This is a genomic window from Shimia sp. R10_1 (assembly GCF_017744095.1).
Classification (GTDB): Bacteria; Pseudomonadota; Alphaproteobacteria; order Rhodobacterales; family Rhodobacteraceae; genus Shimia.
In genome coordinates this window covers 255,672-271,585 of the sequence record NZ_JAGHQX010000007.1, presented here as the reverse complement: position 1 = coordinate 271,585, position 15,914 = coordinate 255,672, and the positions used below count along the sequence as shown (strand labels likewise).

The 15,914-nt window shown below is 54.8% G+C and carries 16 protein-coding genes; 4 read left to right on the top strand and 12 right to left on the bottom strand.

What is annotated here, in order from left to right; translation table 11 throughout:
* The coding region (locus tag J7413_RS20735) for a hypothetical protein (RefSeq protein WP_209099618.1) at window positions 1-136 on the top strand (136 nt) is incomplete at its 5' end.
* Window positions 137-227: 91 nt separating this feature from the next.
* On the opposite strand, the gene J7413_RS20680 is transcribed toward J7413_RS20735, so the two are convergent.
* Both J7413_RS20680 and J7413_RS14965 read right to left on the bottom strand, forming a co-directional pair.
* Window positions 228-350, bottom strand: coding sequence for a hypothetical protein (locus J7413_RS20680; protein ID WP_280636585.1), 123 nt, complete (start codon window positions 348-350; stop codon window positions 228-230).
* A 66-nt stretch (window positions 351-416) separates the two neighbouring features.
* Window positions 417-722: a hypothetical protein gene (locus J7413_RS14965; protein ID WP_209099587.1), complete on the bottom strand. Its 306-nt coding sequence runs from the start codon at window positions 720-722 to the stop codon at window positions 417-419.
* Between the two features lie 27 nt (window positions 723-749).
* Here J7413_RS14965 and dddP point away from each other — a divergent pair, with 27 nt between their 5' ends.
* Complete coding sequence (dddP, locus tag J7413_RS14960; RefSeq protein WP_209099585.1) at window positions 750-2,084, top strand: dimethylsulfonioproprionate lyase DddP; 1,335 nt, start codon at window positions 750-752, stop codon at window positions 2,082-2,084.
* Between the two features lie 173 nt (window positions 2,085-2,257).
* Here the strand turns inward: dddP and J7413_RS14955 are convergent, their stop codons facing one another.
* Window positions 2,258-3,250, bottom strand: a complete 993-nt coding sequence (locus J7413_RS14955; RefSeq protein WP_209099583.1) for a sterol desaturase family protein — start codon at window positions 3,248-3,250, stop codon at window positions 2,258-2,260.
* A gap of 44 nt (window positions 3,251-3,294) precedes the next feature.
* Window positions 3,295-4,695: a DUF4856 domain-containing protein gene (locus J7413_RS14950; RefSeq protein WP_209099581.1), complete on the bottom strand. Its 1,401-nt coding sequence runs from the start codon at window positions 4,693-4,695 to the stop codon at window positions 3,295-3,297.
* A gap of 562 nt (window positions 4,696-5,257) precedes the next feature.
* Here J7413_RS14950 and J7413_RS14945 point away from each other — a divergent pair.
* Entirely contained in the window at window positions 5,258-7,240 is a 1,983-nt protein-coding gene (locus J7413_RS14945) for a TonB-dependent receptor (RefSeq protein WP_247743545.1), read from the top strand.
* 55 nt (window positions 7,241-7,295) lie between these two features.
* Here the strand turns inward: J7413_RS14945 and J7413_RS14940 are convergent, their stop codons facing one another.
* The 8 genes from J7413_RS14940 to J7413_RS14905 form a co-directional block, all read right to left on the bottom strand.
* Entirely contained in the window at window positions 7,296-7,802 is a 507-nt protein-coding gene (locus J7413_RS14940) for a MarR family winged helix-turn-helix transcriptional regulator (protein WP_209099579.1), read from the bottom strand.
* Between the two features lie 177 nt (window positions 7,803-7,979).
* Entirely contained in the window at window positions 7,980-8,981 is a 1,002-nt protein-coding gene (locus J7413_RS14935) for a TonB family protein (RefSeq protein WP_209099577.1), read from the bottom strand.
* Complete coding sequence (locus tag J7413_RS14930; RefSeq protein ID WP_247743544.1) at window positions 8,978-9,364, bottom strand: biopolymer transporter ExbD; 387 nt, start codon at window positions 9,362-9,364, stop codon at window positions 8,978-8,980. Before J7413_RS14930 ends, J7413_RS14935 begins: the two co-directional genes overlap by 4 nt.
* Before the next feature lie 6 nt (window positions 9,365-9,370).
* On the bottom strand, window positions 9,371-9,748 hold the full coding sequence (locus J7413_RS14925) for a biopolymer transporter ExbD (protein ID WP_209099575.1): 378 nt from the start codon (window positions 9,746-9,748) through the stop codon (window positions 9,371-9,373).
* Window positions 9,749-9,763: 15 nt separating this feature from the next.
* Window positions 9,764-10,615 carry a MotA/TolQ/ExbB proton channel family protein gene (locus tag J7413_RS14920; protein WP_348538757.1) on the bottom strand — a complete coding sequence of 284 codons (852 nt, stop codon included), beginning with the start codon at window positions 10,613-10,615 and terminating at the stop codon, window positions 9,764-9,766.
* 641 nt (window positions 10,616-11,256) lie between these two features.
* Entirely contained in the window at window positions 11,257-13,443 is a 2,187-nt protein-coding gene (locus J7413_RS14915) for a molybdopterin cofactor-binding domain-containing protein (protein WP_209099573.1), read from the bottom strand.
* Window positions 13,444-13,447: 4 nt separating this feature from the next.
* Entirely contained in the window at window positions 13,448-13,912 is a 465-nt protein-coding gene (locus tag J7413_RS14910) for a (2Fe-2S)-binding protein (RefSeq protein WP_209061024.1), read from the bottom strand.
* Between the two features lie 29 nt (window positions 13,913-13,941).
* Window positions 13,942-14,787 carry an SDR family NAD(P)-dependent oxidoreductase gene (locus J7413_RS14905; protein WP_209099570.1) on the bottom strand — a complete coding sequence of 282 codons (846 nt, stop codon included), beginning with the start codon at window positions 14,785-14,787 and terminating at the stop codon, window positions 13,942-13,944.
* Between the two features lie 220 nt (window positions 14,788-15,007).
* On the opposite strand from J7413_RS14905, the gene J7413_RS14900 reads away from it, so the two are divergent.
* Window positions 15,008-15,898 carry an AraC family transcriptional regulator gene (locus J7413_RS14900; protein ID WP_209099568.1) on the top strand — a complete coding sequence of 297 codons (891 nt, stop codon included), beginning with the start codon at window positions 15,008-15,010 and terminating at the stop codon, window positions 15,896-15,898.
* Window positions 15,899-15,914: the final 16 nt, after the last annotated feature.

The following is a 15,914-nucleotide window of genomic DNA, read 5'->3' as shown; positions in this document are numbered from 1 at the left end:
CGCGATGTTCACGCCGCCGCACCATCCCTACACCGACCTGCTTTTGAGTTCCGTGCCGGAAATGGATCCCAACTGGCTGACCGCTCTGCTGGAAGAGCGTGGGGTCGACAATGTGGGCGAATCTGCAAACTTATAACGCTGCTGTCTGCATTTGCGCCGCCCGCGTTCAGTGGGCGGTTTTTCTGAGTAGTTTTTCGACTTCGCAGCGTTGGAAGGGGGCTGTTTCGTTAAAGAACGGCCATGCCCGTCAAAACCAAAGTGCCCACAAGAATCCCATAGACAAAAAGAACAGAAAAGAAAGAGCCTCCGCGCGTGCGCTGGTCGCGGATCAGGTCGTCGCGTGTCAACATGGGTCACTCCTGTCTGGAGATAAGGGAAACGATGTAAGGGGGGCGTCAGAACTTTATGCGGCGCAATTAGGCAACTTCAGTCAAGTAAACAAGTGTTTTGCGCATAAAATTGAAGGCTTCAGCGCATTTCAGGCTTGCTCCGAGTGCATTGCTTTTGGCCTGAAGGCGGTTTGAAAAGGTGAACATCTGAAAAATCAAAAGGTTGAGGGCGATGCCCGCCCGCGCTTTGCTCTTTGCGAATGTTGAACCAACCGGCCTCGCGACATTGGATTGCGCGTTTGGAGCGACAAAGCTGTCGTTTCTACGCTCGCCGAAACGTTTGTAAATAAGAATGCTGTCTTTATGAAGAGTGAGCGCGAACGCTTGCCTCACTCAATAGCTAACACAGCGGTAGGTTCTATGAATTCGCATTACAGCTCATTTCGTAAGATCGACCCGAGCCAAGGACAACGCCTCGGGGATGGGACACTCAACGTCGGAGATCGGGTGGAAATTGGCCCAACGGCGCTCGCTTTTGAAGAGTGGCGACAGGCAGGGTTGGAGTTACCCGATCTTAAAACAATGAGAGAGGCACGTCATCGCAGGCTGACTGATGCGATTGTTGCGCGTGGTTATGCCGGTCTCTTGATGTTTGATCCTTTGAACATTCGTTATGCGACCGACACCACGAACATGCAACTTTGGAACGCGCATAACCCTTTCCGGGCGGTTTTGCTTTGTGCGGATGGGTACATGGTGCTGTGGGACTATAAGAACGCGCCATTTCTTGCAGAGTACAATCCTCTGGTGCGAGAGAGCCGTTCTGGAGCGGATATGTTCTATTTTGCGCGAGGCGATCGGATTGGATCTGGTGCAGACGCTTTCGCAGCAGAAATTGCGGATCTTTTGGCGCGTCATGCACCGGGTGAAAAGCGTCTGGCGATCGATAAAATTCAACCAGCTGGTTTGGATGCACTCCGACGACAGGGGCTTTCTTATCAGGATGGTGAGGAAGTCACGGAGCGCACACGTGCAATAAAGACTGAGCACGAATTGCGTGCCATGCGGTGCGCGATTCATGCCTGTGAGCAGTCCATGAAAGTGATGGAGGATTTTGCGCGCACCGAAATTCCAAAGGGTGGGGTTACGGAAGACGATGTGTGGGCTGTGTTGCATGCCGAGAACATCAAGCGTGGTGGTGAGTGGATTGAGACAAGGTTGCTTGCTTCGGGGCCTCGGACAAATCCCTGGTTTCAGGAGTGTGGTCCACGGGAGATTGCAGAAAACGAAATTCTTGCCTTTGATACCGATCTGATTGGACCCTATGGAATTTGTGCGGATCTCAGTCGGACCTGGTGGATCGGGGACGACAAAGCACCCGCCCATATGCGGGAAAGCTATGGCGAGGCGATGGAGCACATCCGCTACAACACAGAGCTGCTGCGGCCGGGCGTGAACATGGAGGAGCTCTCGCGATCCATTCACCCGCTTCAAGCCAAGTATCAACCGCTGAAGTATTCTTGTGCACTTCATGGTGTTGGCTTGTGTGATGAGTGGCCTTTGGTAGCCTATCCCGACCACATGATTGAGGGCGCTTTTGATCACCAGTTGGAGCCGGGGTTGACGCTATGCGTGGAGGCTCTTGTTGGCGAAGTGGGTGGCGATCACATGGTCAAGTTGGAAGATCAAGGCGTTGTCACCAATGATGGCTTTGACACCATGTCGTGCTATCCGCTGGATGAGCGTTTCCTTTGATCCGATCAGGATGCCGAAAAGGCTGAACGTAGAGGCGTGATTTTGGCGGCATGAGTTGTCCTCTGCCGCCGATAGAAAACGTGTTTTTTTGCTGCCACTGTGTGGACGATGTTGTAGCGGAAATAAGCAGGGCCAGGCGCATCTTGCGCCTTCGGTATCGATCGCGTGCAGAGTTAATCAGTCCCTGGGGATGTCTGTTTCTGGTGCGCGCGTCCCAAGCGGTGATAGCGGCGGAGACAATAGCGCCATGTATCCCGGAAAGGGCGGAGATAGATATCTGCCAAGTTTGTAGCACTTGCTTCTTCTTGTGGCAGCCCGAAGGTGAGATCGTCGTCTTTTTCAGACAGGTGAAGAGACCCAAAACACCAGTCCCAGAGTGCGAGTGCAGCGCCAAAATTCTTGTCAAAGTGCTTTTCGGCTGTCGAATGGTGGAGCTGGTGTTGTGCGGGCGAAATCAAAATACGTTCGAGCCAGGGCCAATAGCTGATGTTGATGTGGGAATGCCGTAGGTTTGAGCCGGTGACGTGGAACAGGAAAACCAGCACGTTCACCCCGACAACAGTGTAAAGGTCCACGGTTTTGCCAAACGCAAAAATGAAGATTGGCAGGACTAGACCTTGTGCAAATGCGCTGCGCAGCGCGTATAGGACCCCTTCGAGCGGGTGTACGCGATAAACGGTGATCGGTGTCAGAGTCTCTGCAGAGTGATGTACCTTGTGGATGGCCCAAAGCGGGGGCCATTTGTGCATCCAGCGATGCAGGAAGTATTTCGTTAGATCATCTGCCAGAAAAAGGGTGAGGGAGAACCCTGCAACGACCAGGGGTTTGCTTGCATCTTCAAAAAAGCCCGGACTTATGAAGCTTTGCTTGTGCAAGGTAAAATAGATCGAAGTTGCGATCGCAACCTGTGTGATCAGGAGCGGTGATACAAACAGAGTAAATACGCGGTTGATCAGGAATATTTGGTAGTCCGCCATCGACGATTTCGAGAAGAAAACCCGCCGATCAAACACACGTGAGAATGCATTCTGAAGAGACTGTCGTTTTACAAAGACGAGCCATAGGAAAGCGATCAGAACCGACAACCCAAGATAACCGACAAAGATCCGTTTCTTCGGGTCGGCGAAATCAGAAACAAAGGGTGTGAGGGACTGTATCAGATCCATGAAGAAAGAGTGGGCGGCACCCTATGGATGCCGCCGCGCGTGTCTTAGTCTGTTTCTGCGCTGTCTGCAGAGTTCAGCTTGCCAGCCAGCGTTTCCAGATCCGCCAATGCGTCATTGGCGCGGGACTTCAGGCCGAAGGTGTCAGCCAGAAGCTTCTGGGTTTCCAGCATTTGCAGTTGGTAGTCTGCCCAGGTTTTACGGCGCTCGCGCAGGAAGTTTCCGTCTGCGTCAATGCCTGTCACATAGGTGTTGTCCAGTGTCACAGGACCGTAGCCGATCAGGTTGTTGAGCTCGGTCGCGGTTGCGCCCAGGTTGTTTTTGCCGGTCTGCAGCGCCATGGCGAAGCCTTTCAGCTCACCCCAGTGCTTCACATAGTTGCGATATGCTTTGGCCAGCTCTTCGCCTTCCAGCTCACCCATTTTGGCGATGTCTTTGTAGACAGAACCCGCATATTTGAAGGTCGCCTCAGCAAGCACTTTTTCCCAGTTGCTTTCGATGACTTCCGCATAGCCTTTCAGCTGAGCGCGTTGTTCATCTGTCAGGGCTTCGCCGTTGGCGTCTGCGATGAGCTGACGACCATCGATGAAGGCGCGCATGATGGTGTGCATGTAGTCGGTGGACTTGGTGCCGCCTTTGTCTGCGCCCGCAGCGTAGTAGGCAGGGCCAAACACGTGCTCTGACTTAAGGTCTACCATGCCATCGCCGTTGGCATCGGCCGCAGCCAGATCTTTTTGCTTGGCGATGCTGTATGCCTGTTCCGGGCTCAGGCTGAGGGTGTGCGCAGGGCCGCCCCAATATCCAAATGCCTCATCCCAGGAGTGTTCTTTCCCGGTATAGTAGGCGCCTTCTTTGTAAGGCTTGTCGTTTGGTTTGTTGTCGGCGTCCAGCTTTTCGTCCAGATAGTTGTCGACAGCTTGGTTATACATCATGGCGCCCATGGTGTACTTGGAGATCACCTGACCCCAGTCATAGCCATTCTCTGCGTCAAACCCGCTATCGGACTGTGCCGCGTGTTTGATCATGTGCAACACGGCTTCTTTCCCGCTGACATTGCCCGGCCACGCAGGCATCGCGCCGTCATAGAATTTCCCGGAGATGTTCTTGCCAGATGAAATCGCGTTTACCGTTGACTGCTTCACAGGGTAGCCGTCTTTGGAAGCTGGTGCCACAATCGCAAGATCATCGTCAGAGCCATTGAAGTATGCGAGCAGCATGGCTTCGATTTCTGCCGCGTTTGCACCGCCATTGCCTTTGGCAGCGGCTTTTTTCAGGCTGTCGTGCAGAGCATGACGAGCGATTTGGCCGGAGTAGGAAACAGAATTGGTTTTGTCCCCTTCATAGCCTTTCACGGTGACAGGGAACGGGCCGTAGGTGTCTGCTGTTGCGGCAGATGCTGCAAGAAAGACTGCAAGAGCGGTGGAAAGTTTCAGGGTGGATTTGATCATGCGCGTTTCCTCCAAAAAAAGCCGATGATTTTCATCAGATAAATCCCGATTGATCTAATCAAGTAATGAGGATTGTATGTCAAGGACTTGCCAGCTTTCTAAGTGGCTCATTCTTCGAAGAATGCCTGGCCGCCAGTAAAACGGAATGCGTGATTTGTATTCGGAGAACGGACCGGTCGGAAGTTGGCGCAGTGTCCAAGTTGAATTTCACCTGGTCCAAAATCAGGATATGCGTTGCGATACGATGACCCCGATTGGCTTGATCGGGCCTGACAGGACCATAGCTCAGCCTTTGTTTCTAGAGTGTTTTACAGCAGAAGATTTACTTTAAGAGTTTTTATTTATGGTTATAAAACAAGCTATTGAAGGCTTTAATTAACTTTAACTGTGCCGTTTTCTCTTCTTTGGTTTTTTGGGTGGCGGTTGTTTCTTGATGCAAAAAAGACGCAGAATGCGCTCTGATCAAAACATGCAATTGCATGTGAAGAACATGACACCTATAGCCTGCTTGATCTTAGCCAGACTTTCGGACTCGATCTGAAGCAGCCAGAGCAAACTCAAAATGGAGATTGTGAAGCTGATGATGATTTCACAAAAAAATGTTCGCGGATTTCTGTTGGGTACATGTGCAGCACTGACGTTTCCCGCAGGGAGTGCACTTGCCCAAGACTTAGAGGATGAGTATTTCACTCTGGATCCTATTACAGTGGAATCGCAAGATGAGCAGCAGGGGGCCGCTGACCGCGGTGCGTCTGTTTATGTTGCTGATGCTGAGATGGAGCGCGCGCGCCTTGGTGACATGAAAGATGTCTTTGCGGGTGTTGCGAACGTTTCCGTTGGCGGGGCGATCCCAGTTGCGCAGAAGATTTTTGTGAATGGCATCGACATGCTCAACCTTGTCGTTTCCATGGATGGCGTACTGCAGAACAATCGTGTTTTCCACCACGCGAGCGCCAATGTATTTGATCCTGGGCTGCTGAAGTTTGTCCGTGTCGACCCTGGTGTTGCGGCGGCTGATACCGGGCCCAATGCTGTCGCGGGTGCCGTGATTATGGAAACCAAAGACGCAACGGATGTTGTGGCTGAAGGCAAGACGTTTGGCGGTGATATCCGTCTTGGGTATGCCGACAACGGCGAAACGTTCAATCGAGCGTTGACCGTAGGTGCGGTCAAAAACGGTTGGGAGATCCTGTTGTACGGGCGTTCCGCTACTGGTGAGAATTATGAAGACGGTTCTGGCGAAGAAGCGTTGGGCACACAGGCTGATCTTCAGACGGGTCTGCTGAAGGCAGCATATGAGTCCGATAGCGGGCATCGTTTCGAAGTTTCCGCGCAGAAACTCGTCGATGATGCTTTGCGCAATCAGCGCGCAAACTTTGGGAACAGTGCGCGACCACTAATTCGTTATGACACTGAACGGACCAATCTGTCGTTTAACTACAGTCTGACAAATGGCAGCGGCATGTGGGATCCGGAGGTCGTGTTGGGCTATTCAGAGAGCCAAATCGCTGCCGCCATTTTCAACCAAAGCAACACTGAAACCAGCACACTTTCTGCAAAGCTTCAGAACACATTCCATCTGTCTGAAACCAACACAATTGTCGCCGGTTTCGATTTCTATGATCGCAAAGGCGAGTACTGGGATGAGACGGTGCCCTCTTTGCAGGAAAATGCACGTAATATTGGTATTTTTGCGCAAGCACGTTTCGAGCCAACCGAGCGTTGGAAGATTTCGACGGGTCTAAGAGCTGACTTCCAGAATTTTGAAGGGGAAGGTGGTTTCGAAGATGACTACAGCGGTATCAGCGGGAATGCATCGGCCATCTATGCAGTAAATGATAACCTCTCGTTGCGCGGTGGCTACTCCAATGTGTTTGGTGGCCTGCAGATCGAAGATGGATATCAGTTTTTCCGCACCATCCCGATGTTTGGTGGGCCCTGGGATTATGCCTCATTGGACAGCGCGCGCGCCCAGAACATTAACCTGGGTCTGGATTGGACTTCAGGCGCGTTCAGCGCGGGTGGTGAGATCTTCAAGACAGATGTGAAAGATGCGCGCGAATTCGATGGGAACTTTGATTTTTCCAGCGAAGGCTTCAATCTATATGCTTCCTATAACTGGGATCTTGGAGGCGCGCGCTTTACCTACTCCAACTCAGAAGTGAAACGTGACGACAACCTCGTGGCGTCTGGCGATATCGTCGACTATGCAGCGCCCTTGGGGCAGATCCTCGCTTTGGAGGTCCAGCAACGCATCCCACAAGCGAATATGCTTGTGGGCGGAAGCCTTGACGTCGCGCTGGATTATAGCCCGGACTACGCGTCAGCTGCGGGGACACAGAAGCTTGATGGCTATCAGGTTCTCAACCTGTTCGCCGAATACTCTCCCCCGGCAGCAGAGAACCTGACCTTCCGTGCGGAGATCTTGAACGTCTTTGACGAGGATTATGCCGATCGTGCCAGCTATGGTGGCGACTATGCTGGTTTTAGCGCGATCAAGGAACCAGGACGCACCATCGTTATTCAAGCTGTTGCCAAGTTCTAATCCAGTACAATACAGTCAGATTTAGTGAAAGGCCCGGCTCTTAGCGGGGCCTTTTTCATTTGTCTGGCAGCAGCCTAAGTAAGAAACGTGCCAAATCATAGGCGTCGTCTGTGCTCAGAAGCGGCTCCATTTCAGCCTTCAAAGTCCTGAGGTAAATTGGCCAAACAATATCCAGCCTTTGTTTTCCAAGCTCGGTGAGAAACAGCAGTTGTTTGCGGCGACCATCCGCTATGAATTCGCGGTAAATCAAGCCGGCGTTTTCCATGCGCCCAATTTGGCGGGAAATTGTATACTGGGGTATCATGAGTTTGTGTTCAATTTCCCCCATGAGTTTGCCTTTGTCTCCTGTTTGAGCGATTTCAAACAGGATTTCATACCATACTGGGTCGCCGAGGCCTTCCTTCTTAAGAGCTTGGGCAAACTGCGCGTAGAATTTTCGCTGACTTTTCAGAATGTAAAACCAAACTCTGCTGTAAGCGATGTCAGGGTCCTCATTGCCAAAAAACTCCTGATTACTGAGTTCGGACGGATGTTTATCAGAAGAAAGGGTCATTTGGCTCATGTTGCTAAGGGCTGATCAAATAAACGCACTAAAAAAGAGCTTCACCGGATTGTACACCCTTTGTGATTGGATTGTGTTAGCACCGGTAGGTTTCGGTTGCGAGAAACACCGTTTCCCTACTGCGTGGCGCAATTGGCGGACACAAAACGCGATGTGTTACAACGCAGCAAACCGGCACTAGCGGATGTTGAACCGCATCTTAAAAATAAATCCATGATTGGTTTGTGGGAGCTTTTTGGGCGCTTTTGCAAAACGTTTCGCACGTTTGACGGCCTGCAGTGCGGCCGTGTCAAACGCTGCGATGCCTGATGATTTTGCCACTGACACGGCGACCAGCCGCCCATCCGCAGCAACGGACATGCGGATTTGGACGACAGCAGATCCTTTTTCACCTCGAGGGGCGCGTTTGTTGCGCTCAATGCGCGCTTGGATTTTGCTGCCCCAGATAGCTTTCAGCTTTGCGGATTGGCCTTTCCCCAGTGCGTTGACCTTGCCTGATGTGCCCGCTTCTGATCCGCCACCGCTGCCTGCGGCCTTCTGCGCCGTGGAGCCTGCCGAGGCTTTCTGAGCCTTATCTGCGCGTTGGGCATCTTTCTTGGGCTTGGCGGTTTTGGTCTGCGTCTTTTTCTTAGGTGCGGGCGCAGGATCCGGTGGCGGCGGCGAGGTTGGAGTAACCAGAGCTGCCTCTATGACGGGCGTCTTCGGCCTCGGTTGTGATTGCGGCGCAGGTCTTGCGTCTTGCTTGCTGGCCGGTTTGTCAGGTTGACTGTCTGGCGTTGTCGGTTGCATTTGCAAAGCTGGCGATGCCATCGCTGGCGGTGGTGTTATCGGACTTTGAAGTGCGCTTACGTCTGGCGCTTTCGGGGGAGCAGATGGGGCGAGTGCAGCGATTGTGAGCGTCGCACGTGGCGCATGGTCCATTTCGAGCACCGCCACAGGAGCTGCTTCGGGGGTATCAAAACTGGGTTGTTCGAGGTCTAGCACGTCTTGTACCGCTGGGGGACGGGTCCATTCTTCGAGAACGGTTTCGATCTGCGCGGAAGCGCCGGCCAGCGTGATATAGGCTTCGCCACCGGCCCCACCCGTGGCGCCACCGGTGTCTGGCCCCTTCAGGGCAAGCATGATGTGCATACCCGCGGCCAAGGCGACAAAAATGCAAAACTCGAAAAGTCGTTTCATTTGACGTCAACCACGACTTCTATGTTGCGAAACCCCGACGTAGCGAGCCGCGCCATGACGCGTGCCAGAACGTCTCCATCGAGTGCCGCGTCGATGCGTACCTGTAAAGTTGGATGTGTTTTGCTGATCAGAGCAAGGCTTTCGAAAACGGCTTCGCCTTTGGTGTCCCGAAACTGTAGCTGGTCGTTTTTCCCAACGTAGAGCGCGGCATCATCTTGCGGAGGTGCACCCTGTACCACGACGGGTGGGGTGACTTCGAAGGGATCAGGTTGGGAGAGCTTTGCCGTCATCAGAAAGAAGATCAGGAGCAAGAACACGACATTGATCATGGGGACAATAGACTCGGCGCGTTGGCGGCGCGGCTCTGGTGCAAAATCCATCATATTTGATCACTCCACCAGTACAATTGCCTTGAAGCCTGCCGCACGCAGCAACTCAGATGTCGCGATGACGCGTTGAACTGTGGCTCCGTCAGAACTGCGCAAGATGATCGCATCGCTTTTTTCGTCCATGAGCTCTGCCAAGCCTGAGCCGAGATCGGCTTCGGAAATTGCGATGCCATTCAATCTTAGCCCGTCGGGTAAGACGTCCACCAACCTTGGTTTTCCGGTGAAGTCTCCGCCCCCTGAGGCCAGAGGCATGGGCAGCACTTGATCGATGCCAAATCGAGAGGCCAGCATGAAGAAAACCAGGAGCAAAAACACCACATCAATCATGGGTGTTAAGCTTGGCTTTCGTCGCCGTGTTCTGGAGTCTGCGAATACCATCGTGGTTGTTCCAGATCATTCCGCCGCGAGTTGTTGCGCAGTCTCTATGCGATCGCGCTGATAGACAAAAATTCTTGCAGCGGCATCCTCCACATCGCGACGCATGCGATCCAGAACAGCTTCAAACCAGGTGAGAGCTGCGGAGGCTGGGATGGCCACGGCCATGCCGGCAGCAGTAGTGAGAAGCGCTTCCCAAATGCCGCCTGCGAGTTGTGAAGGGTCTGCTTGGCTGCCGCTTTCTTGCAGAGCTTGGAACGCTGCAATCATGCCTAAAACTGTGCCAAGCAACCCGAGAAGAGGTGCAATTGTTGCGATCAGTTCAAGCGCGCGCAGCCCGGATGAAGCTTCTCCGAGGTTGCGTTTTGCGACGCGAACGGTTTCTTCCCGTGCTGCGTCTTCTGGTAGAGTAAGTCGCGCTTCTATGGCCGCCGCGACCACGCGTGAGCGCAAACCGCGTCGCGCACGCACAAACGTTAATGCGCTCTGGGCATCACCTTGTTCAAATGCATCAAGCGCGCGCCGGGCCTTGCCTTTTGACCAGGCGCCGATCAAGGCCAAGCGCCAGACTTTCCAAAGTATCAAAGCGACGGTCGCGACAGAGAGTGCTGCAATCGCCCAGATTGAAGGGCCACCATCAGCGAGAAACTTGAATGCGCGTTGTGTCGCGTTCGTAATCGGATCCGTCTCTACGGTTTCTGCCAATATGGGCGGTGTTTCCTCAGGCGTGGTGCTTGAAGTGTCTGCGTTCTCAAGCTGATCAGGCAGGGCGGATTCGGGCAAAGGGGTTTCTGCTGCGCCATTCTCGTTTGTGGTGATCGCCTGCTGTTGTACGTCTGCCAGTGCTTCAGGTCGCTCAGCGGTATCCACGGTGCTCTCAGGAATTTGCACCTCAATTGCGGGTGGGGAAAGCGGTTCTGGGGCGCTTTGGGCTTGCAGTGATTGTCCGAAGCAGCTCAAGCAAATGGTCGCGACGGCCATACTGAACAAAGTGACTGGAAGTATTTTTGAAGTCATCGCATTGCTTTCGGAGGCGAGGTTGTTGAAGCCGTAGGCACTGGCTGTTTTACCGGCTTGCCAACTATTGGTTAACGTATCAAGGCAGTCCCTCTTAAAAATACTTATTTTTTTTGTCAAGAAATATTCGTTGATGGGCAGCCACTGATTCAGCGCCCTTGAAGGCACCACGGATACCGGTCTGATTCGTCAGAAATATCTGAAAAATTGTGTAAATGAGCCTGCGATGTTGGACGATATAAACTGTTTCGTATCAGCGATAGTTGGGCTGTAGCATTTAATAATGCTAATTCTTTTTATCGGATTTGCAATTTGATTGCGGAGGTCGTGTAACAGGCTCTTGTCTGAAGCCGTGCGGCAGGTCTGTCCAGCTTAACCACGACGATCGAAAGTTGATCGAAGCGGCCCTGCGGGGAAGTCAGATACGATCAAATAAAAAAACCCGCGCCGAAGGAGGTTTTCGGCGCGGGTTTGGCTTTTGTTTCAGAGCCTTATCAGACGAAGTAGACGCCGGATTCTGCCATTGGCAGCTCTGCGATCAGTTGGCTGTCATCTGTCAGAGCCGCGATCGCATTGGCCAGTGCCGGTGCGGAGGGCGGGGTGCCCGGTTCACCAATGCCGGTGGGCGCTTCAGCAGAGGCGATGATGTGGGTTTCAATCGCCTTGATGTCGGAGATCCGCAGGGGCTCGTAATCTGGGAAGTTGGATTGCTCCACTGCACCGCCATCCAGTGTGATCTGGTCGCGCATGGCGTGGCCGATGCCGTAGCCGATGCCGCCTTCGATCTGCGCGCGCACGGTGTCCGGGTTGACGGCGATGCCGCAGTCCACGGCGGCGGTGACTTTTTCGATCACGATGCCGTCGTCGTTGTTGCCCGAAATTTCCACCACTTCTGCCACGTAGGAGCCGAAGGATTTGTGCACGGCGATGCCTTGGGTGCGACCGGCGGGTGCGTTACCCCAGCCCGCTTTTTCTGCAGCCAGTTTCAGCACAGCCGCTTTGCGGTCTGCCTCGCCACCGCCGGTCAGATAGGACAGGCGGAAGTCGACCGGATCTTTACCTGCGGCTTTGGCTGCCAGATCCATCATCACTTCCATCACATAAGCCGTGTGTGTGTGGCCCACGGAGCGCCACCAAAGAACGCTTGTTGCCTTCTTGGTGTCCGTAAGGCCAAGAGATTGTCCTGGGATGGTGTAGGGGCTGTCGGCAATGCCCTCGACTGTGGAATGGTCGATTCCATCATGTACGGCCATCGCCTCAAAAGCGGTGCCTTTCATGATCGACTGGCCTGCAACCTGATGATCCCAGCCCACGATGGTGCCACTTTCATCCAGACCCACGCGCACTTTGTGACCGACAGCCGGACGATAGTAGCCGCTGCGGATGTCATCTTCGCGGTCCCAGACCAGTTTCACAGGGCGGGAGCGATCTGTCATGATGAAGGCAAGGCCAGCTTCGACCTGGTAGTCAGCATCTGGCGTTGCGCGACGACCAAAGGAGCCACCAGCAAGCATACTGTTGATCTCTATTTTGTCGGCGGGAAGTTCATATATCTGCTGATAGGCCATATGCGGACCTGTTGGCATCTGCGCGCCATCGTGCAGCACGATTTTGCCCTCGGCAGTTTGCTCAATGGTGCAGTTCAGCGGCTCCATTGGCGCATGGGCCAGGAGCGGGAAGTAAAACGTTTTTTCCAGCACTGTTGCGGCACCATCGACCGTCGCCTTCACAGCCGCACGATCTGCCTTGTTGACGTTGTAGGTAGGCTCTGTCGCCAGAGCGGCCATGATCTCATCTCTGATCTCGCTGGAAGAGCGGGTCTCCGCCGCAGACATATCCCATTCAACCTCAAGCGCTTCACGCGCCTGCATCGCCGCCCATGTGTTTTCGGCATAGACCGCAACACCTGCTTTGGTTGGCATGGCTTGCGCCATGATGAAGCCTTTGACGTCTTTGGCTGCGCTGTCATCAAAGCTTGCCACAACGCCGCCTTTTTGCGGGGTGCGTTTGATCATCACAACCATCTGATTGTCCAGATGCACGTCCATGGCGAATTGGGCCTGACCGTTGACCTTAATCGGGCTGTCCAGACGGCGGGTCGCGTCATTGCCGATGAGCTTCCACTCGGAGGCGTCGCGCAGGCGTGGTTCTGCTGGCACGTCCATTTCGGCAGCAGCGGCCACAAAATCGCCCATGGAGGCGGAGTTGCCACCATCGGTCACTATGCCATCCACGATGTCCAGAGAGGCGGCATCTACCCCCCATTCTTTGGCGGCGGCGGAGATCAGCATCTCGCGCGCAGCCGCACCGGCGGTGCGGTACTGCATCCAGGAGTTGGCCATGGCGGTAGAACCACCAGTACCCTGGAAGGGACCGAAGAACAGGTTGTTGTAGACCTGCGGATCAGAGGGCGCGAATTCGTAGGTGATCTGATCCATGGTCACGCCAAGCTCTTCGGCGATCAGCGTGGTCAGACCGGTGGCCGGGCCTTGGCCAAATTCGACGTGTTTGATGAGCGCGATTGCGCGGCCATCAGCGCCGATTTTCACAAACGGGTTGAGCGCTGCGTTCGCAGAGCTGGAAGCGGCCAGAACGCCTTTGGCGTTAGCACCGACATAAAGTGCTGCGCCAGCAGCGGCGGCGGATTTCAGAAAGCCGCGACGAGAAAGATTAACTGTCATTATCTTATGCCTCCAGAATTTCGGCGGCACGCTGCACACCGGCGCGGATGCGCTGGTAGGTGGCACAGCGGCAGGCGTTGCCATACATGTAATCGTCGATCTCTTCGGCGGTGGGCTTGGCGTTTTCGCGCAGCAGGCCCACGGCGTTCATGATCTGGCCGGACTGGCAGTAGCCGCATTGCACAACGTCAAGCTCCAGCCATGCCTGCTGCACTGCCGCGCCGACTTTGTCTTCTTCCATCTTTTCGATGGTGGTGATTTCGGCGTCTTCCACATCTTCGATGTAGGTCTGGCAGGAGCGCACAGGTTCGCCGTTCATGTGCACGGTGCAGGCGCCACAGGAGGCCACGCCGCAGCCAAATTTGGTGCCGGTCAGTTTCAGCTCGTCGCGGATCACCCACAGCAGCGGGGTGCCCGGTTCGGCCTCGACCTCATGGGTCTTGCCGTTCAATTTCAGTGAGATTGCCATAGCTATCAGGTCTCCCTCTGGCTCAGTTATCAGTCTTTTGGTTGTTCAAACTCTGCAAATTGCTCTGCATAGTCCGGGTGCCACCGCGACAGGGCGGGGCGGTTTTCAAGGATGTCCCCCAAGGCCCAGGTCACGCGGCGCATGTCACGTGCTTGGGATACGTCGTTGTCCGGGCAAAGGATGTAAAAATCCCCTACCGTCATGCGCGTTATCAGATGATCTACGGTTTGCTCAGATGTCCAAGCGCCGGCCGGTTTTTCGGGGATATGGCGCGAAATCATGCCGGTGTAGGTGAAGCCGGGCACAAACAGATGGGCGGAAATCGGCGCGCGGGCTTCGCGCAGCTCATGGGCGAGGCTTTCGGTGGCGACTTTCACGCCCGCCTTGGACACGTTGTAGGCCGGGTTGCCCGGTGGTGTGGTGATGCCCTGTTTGGAGCCTGTGTTGATCACAACAGCCGGGCGGTTTGCGGCCACCATGCGGGGCAGGAAGGCCTGCAGGCCGTTGATCACCCCAAAGAGGTTGACCTCCAGCGTTTTGCGCCAGGCCTCGGCGTGATCCCAGCTGCTGCTTGGCAGGCCGATGCCTGCGTTGTTCATCAAAACCGCCACATCGCCGAGCGCAAAGGCCGCGTCTGCAAGGGCCTGCACGGCGGTTGCATCGCTCACGTCTGTGGGCAGGGTGGTGACCTCGGCGCCTTCGACAAGCAGATCGCCGATGGCCTCCGCCGCCTCAGAGAGCGCCTCGCCGGGCAGGTCCGCCAGCAGCACGCTCAGGCCATCCTGCGCAAAGCGCTCCGCAGCGGCAAAGCCGACGCCGCTTGCGCCACCGGTGACAACGGCCCAGCCGCCTGCCTGAAGTGCGTCTTGATACATGGTGTCTCTCGTTCCTGCGTCAGAGCTGCGATAAAAGGCGCTGAAGTGGCATGAGTTTCGTGAGCGGGAAAAGTGATGTTCGCGCTCACAAGATAGCACAGGGCTGGGCAAAGAGGTTGCCTGTTTCTCCAAATGATCTGCCTAATCCTCCAGAGCGGCGGCTTTTGTGTATTTTTCTGCGGCGTGACAGCCCTATATTTGTGGGGCAAAGGAGGCCCCGATGATCACAAAAGATTTTGTGCAGGACGTTTTTGACCATGTGGCGGATCAAGGCGCATTGGGCGTTGGATGTGCCACCGGGGTGGATGGGCTGTTTGCCTTTGCGGACCCGAATGTGAGCGATTGTACGCCGGGGTTTTATGAGCCGATCATGTGTCTGGTGTTGCAGGGCACCAAGGAAGCACAGATTGGCGGGCGGGTGATCCGCTACACCGCGGGGGACACGCTGGTGGTCAGCCATGCGGTGCATGTGGAGTCTGCGGTGATACAGGCCAGCGCGGAGGCGCCTTATGTGGCGCTGGCGCTGAAGCTCGATCTGGCGCTTGCGCGCAGTCTTTATGATGAGATTGGCGGGATCGGAGAGCCGAGCAAAGAGCTGCATTCGATGAATGTGGACAAGGGCGATGCGGCGCTGGTGGATGCGGTGGTCCGGCTTTATCAGCTGTCGCGTGATCCGGTCGAGGCGCGGGCATTGGCGCCATTGGTGCTGAAAGAAATTCACTTCCGCCTGCTGCGGGCCCGGCATGGGGCGATGCTGCGCCAGCTTTTGCGCCATGAAAGCGCGGCGAGCCGGATTTCCAAGACCATTGCCTATATCCGCGCAAACTTCAAAACCCAGATTCCGGTGGCGGATCTGGCGGCAGAATCCGGCATGAGCGCCTCGGCGTTTCATGAGCATTTCAAAGCGGTGACCTCGACCACACCACTGCAATACCAGAAAGAGCTGCGCCTGATGGAAGCGCGGCGTCTGCTGTCGATCGGCAGCCTGACAGTGGCGGCGACCGCTTATGATGTGGGCTATGAAAGCCCGACACAGTTTAGTCGTGAGTTTTCCCGAAAGTTTGGGGTGTCTCCAAGTGACTTGCGCGGAACAGCGTTGATTGGTGCCTAAAAAGGGATTCCATTGG

What these genes read in the sequence shown, in the direction of transcription:
- J7413_RS20680 (WP_280636585.1), bottom strand. Translation starts at nt 350, where the DNA reads ATGTTGACACGCGACGACCTGATCCGCGACCAGCGCACGCGCGGAGGC.
- dddP (WP_209099585.1), top strand. Translation starts at nt 750, where the DNA reads ATGAATTCGCATTACAGCTCATTTCGTAAGATCGACCCGAGCCAAGGA.
- J7413_RS14955 (WP_209099583.1), bottom strand. Translation starts at nt 3,250, where the DNA reads ATGGATCTGATACAGTCCCTCACACCCTTTGTTTCTGATTTCGCCGAC.
- J7413_RS14950 (WP_209099581.1), bottom strand. Translation starts at nt 4,695, where the DNA reads ATGATCAAATCCACCCTGAAACTTTCCACCGCTCTTGCAGTCTTTCTT.
- J7413_RS14945 (WP_247743545.1), top strand. Translation starts at nt 5,258, where the DNA reads ATGGAGATTGTGAAGCTGATGATGATTTCACAAAAAAATGTTCGCGGA.
- J7413_RS14940 (WP_209099579.1), bottom strand. Translation starts at nt 7,802, where the DNA reads ATGAGCCAAATGACCCTTTCTTCTGATAAACATCCGTCCGAACTCAGT.
- J7413_RS14935 (WP_209099577.1), bottom strand. Translation starts at nt 8,981, where the DNA reads ATGAAACGACTTTTCGAGTTTTGCATTTTTGTCGCCTTGGCCGCGGGT.
- J7413_RS14930 (WP_247743544.1), bottom strand. Translation starts at nt 9,364, where the DNA reads ATGATGGATTTTGCACCAGAGCCGCGCCGCCAACGCGCCGAGTCTATT.
- J7413_RS14925 (WP_209099575.1), bottom strand. Translation starts at nt 9,748, where the DNA reads ATGGTATTCGCAGACTCCAGAACACGGCGACGAAAGCCAAGCTTAACA.
- J7413_RS14915 (WP_209099573.1), bottom strand. Translation starts at nt 13,443, where the DNA reads ATGACAGTTAATCTTTCTCGTCGCGGCTTTCTGAAATCCGCCGCCGCT.
- J7413_RS14910 (WP_209061024.1), bottom strand. Translation starts at nt 13,912, where the DNA reads ATGGCAATCTCACTGAAATTGAACGGCAAGACCCATGAGGTCGAGGCC.
- J7413_RS14905 (WP_209099570.1), bottom strand. Translation starts at nt 14,787, where the DNA reads ATGTATCAAGACGCACTTCAGGCAGGCGGCTGGGCCGTTGTCACCGGT.
- J7413_RS14900 (WP_209099568.1), top strand. Translation starts at nt 15,008, where the DNA reads ATGATCACAAAAGATTTTGTGCAGGACGTTTTTGACCATGTGGCGGAT.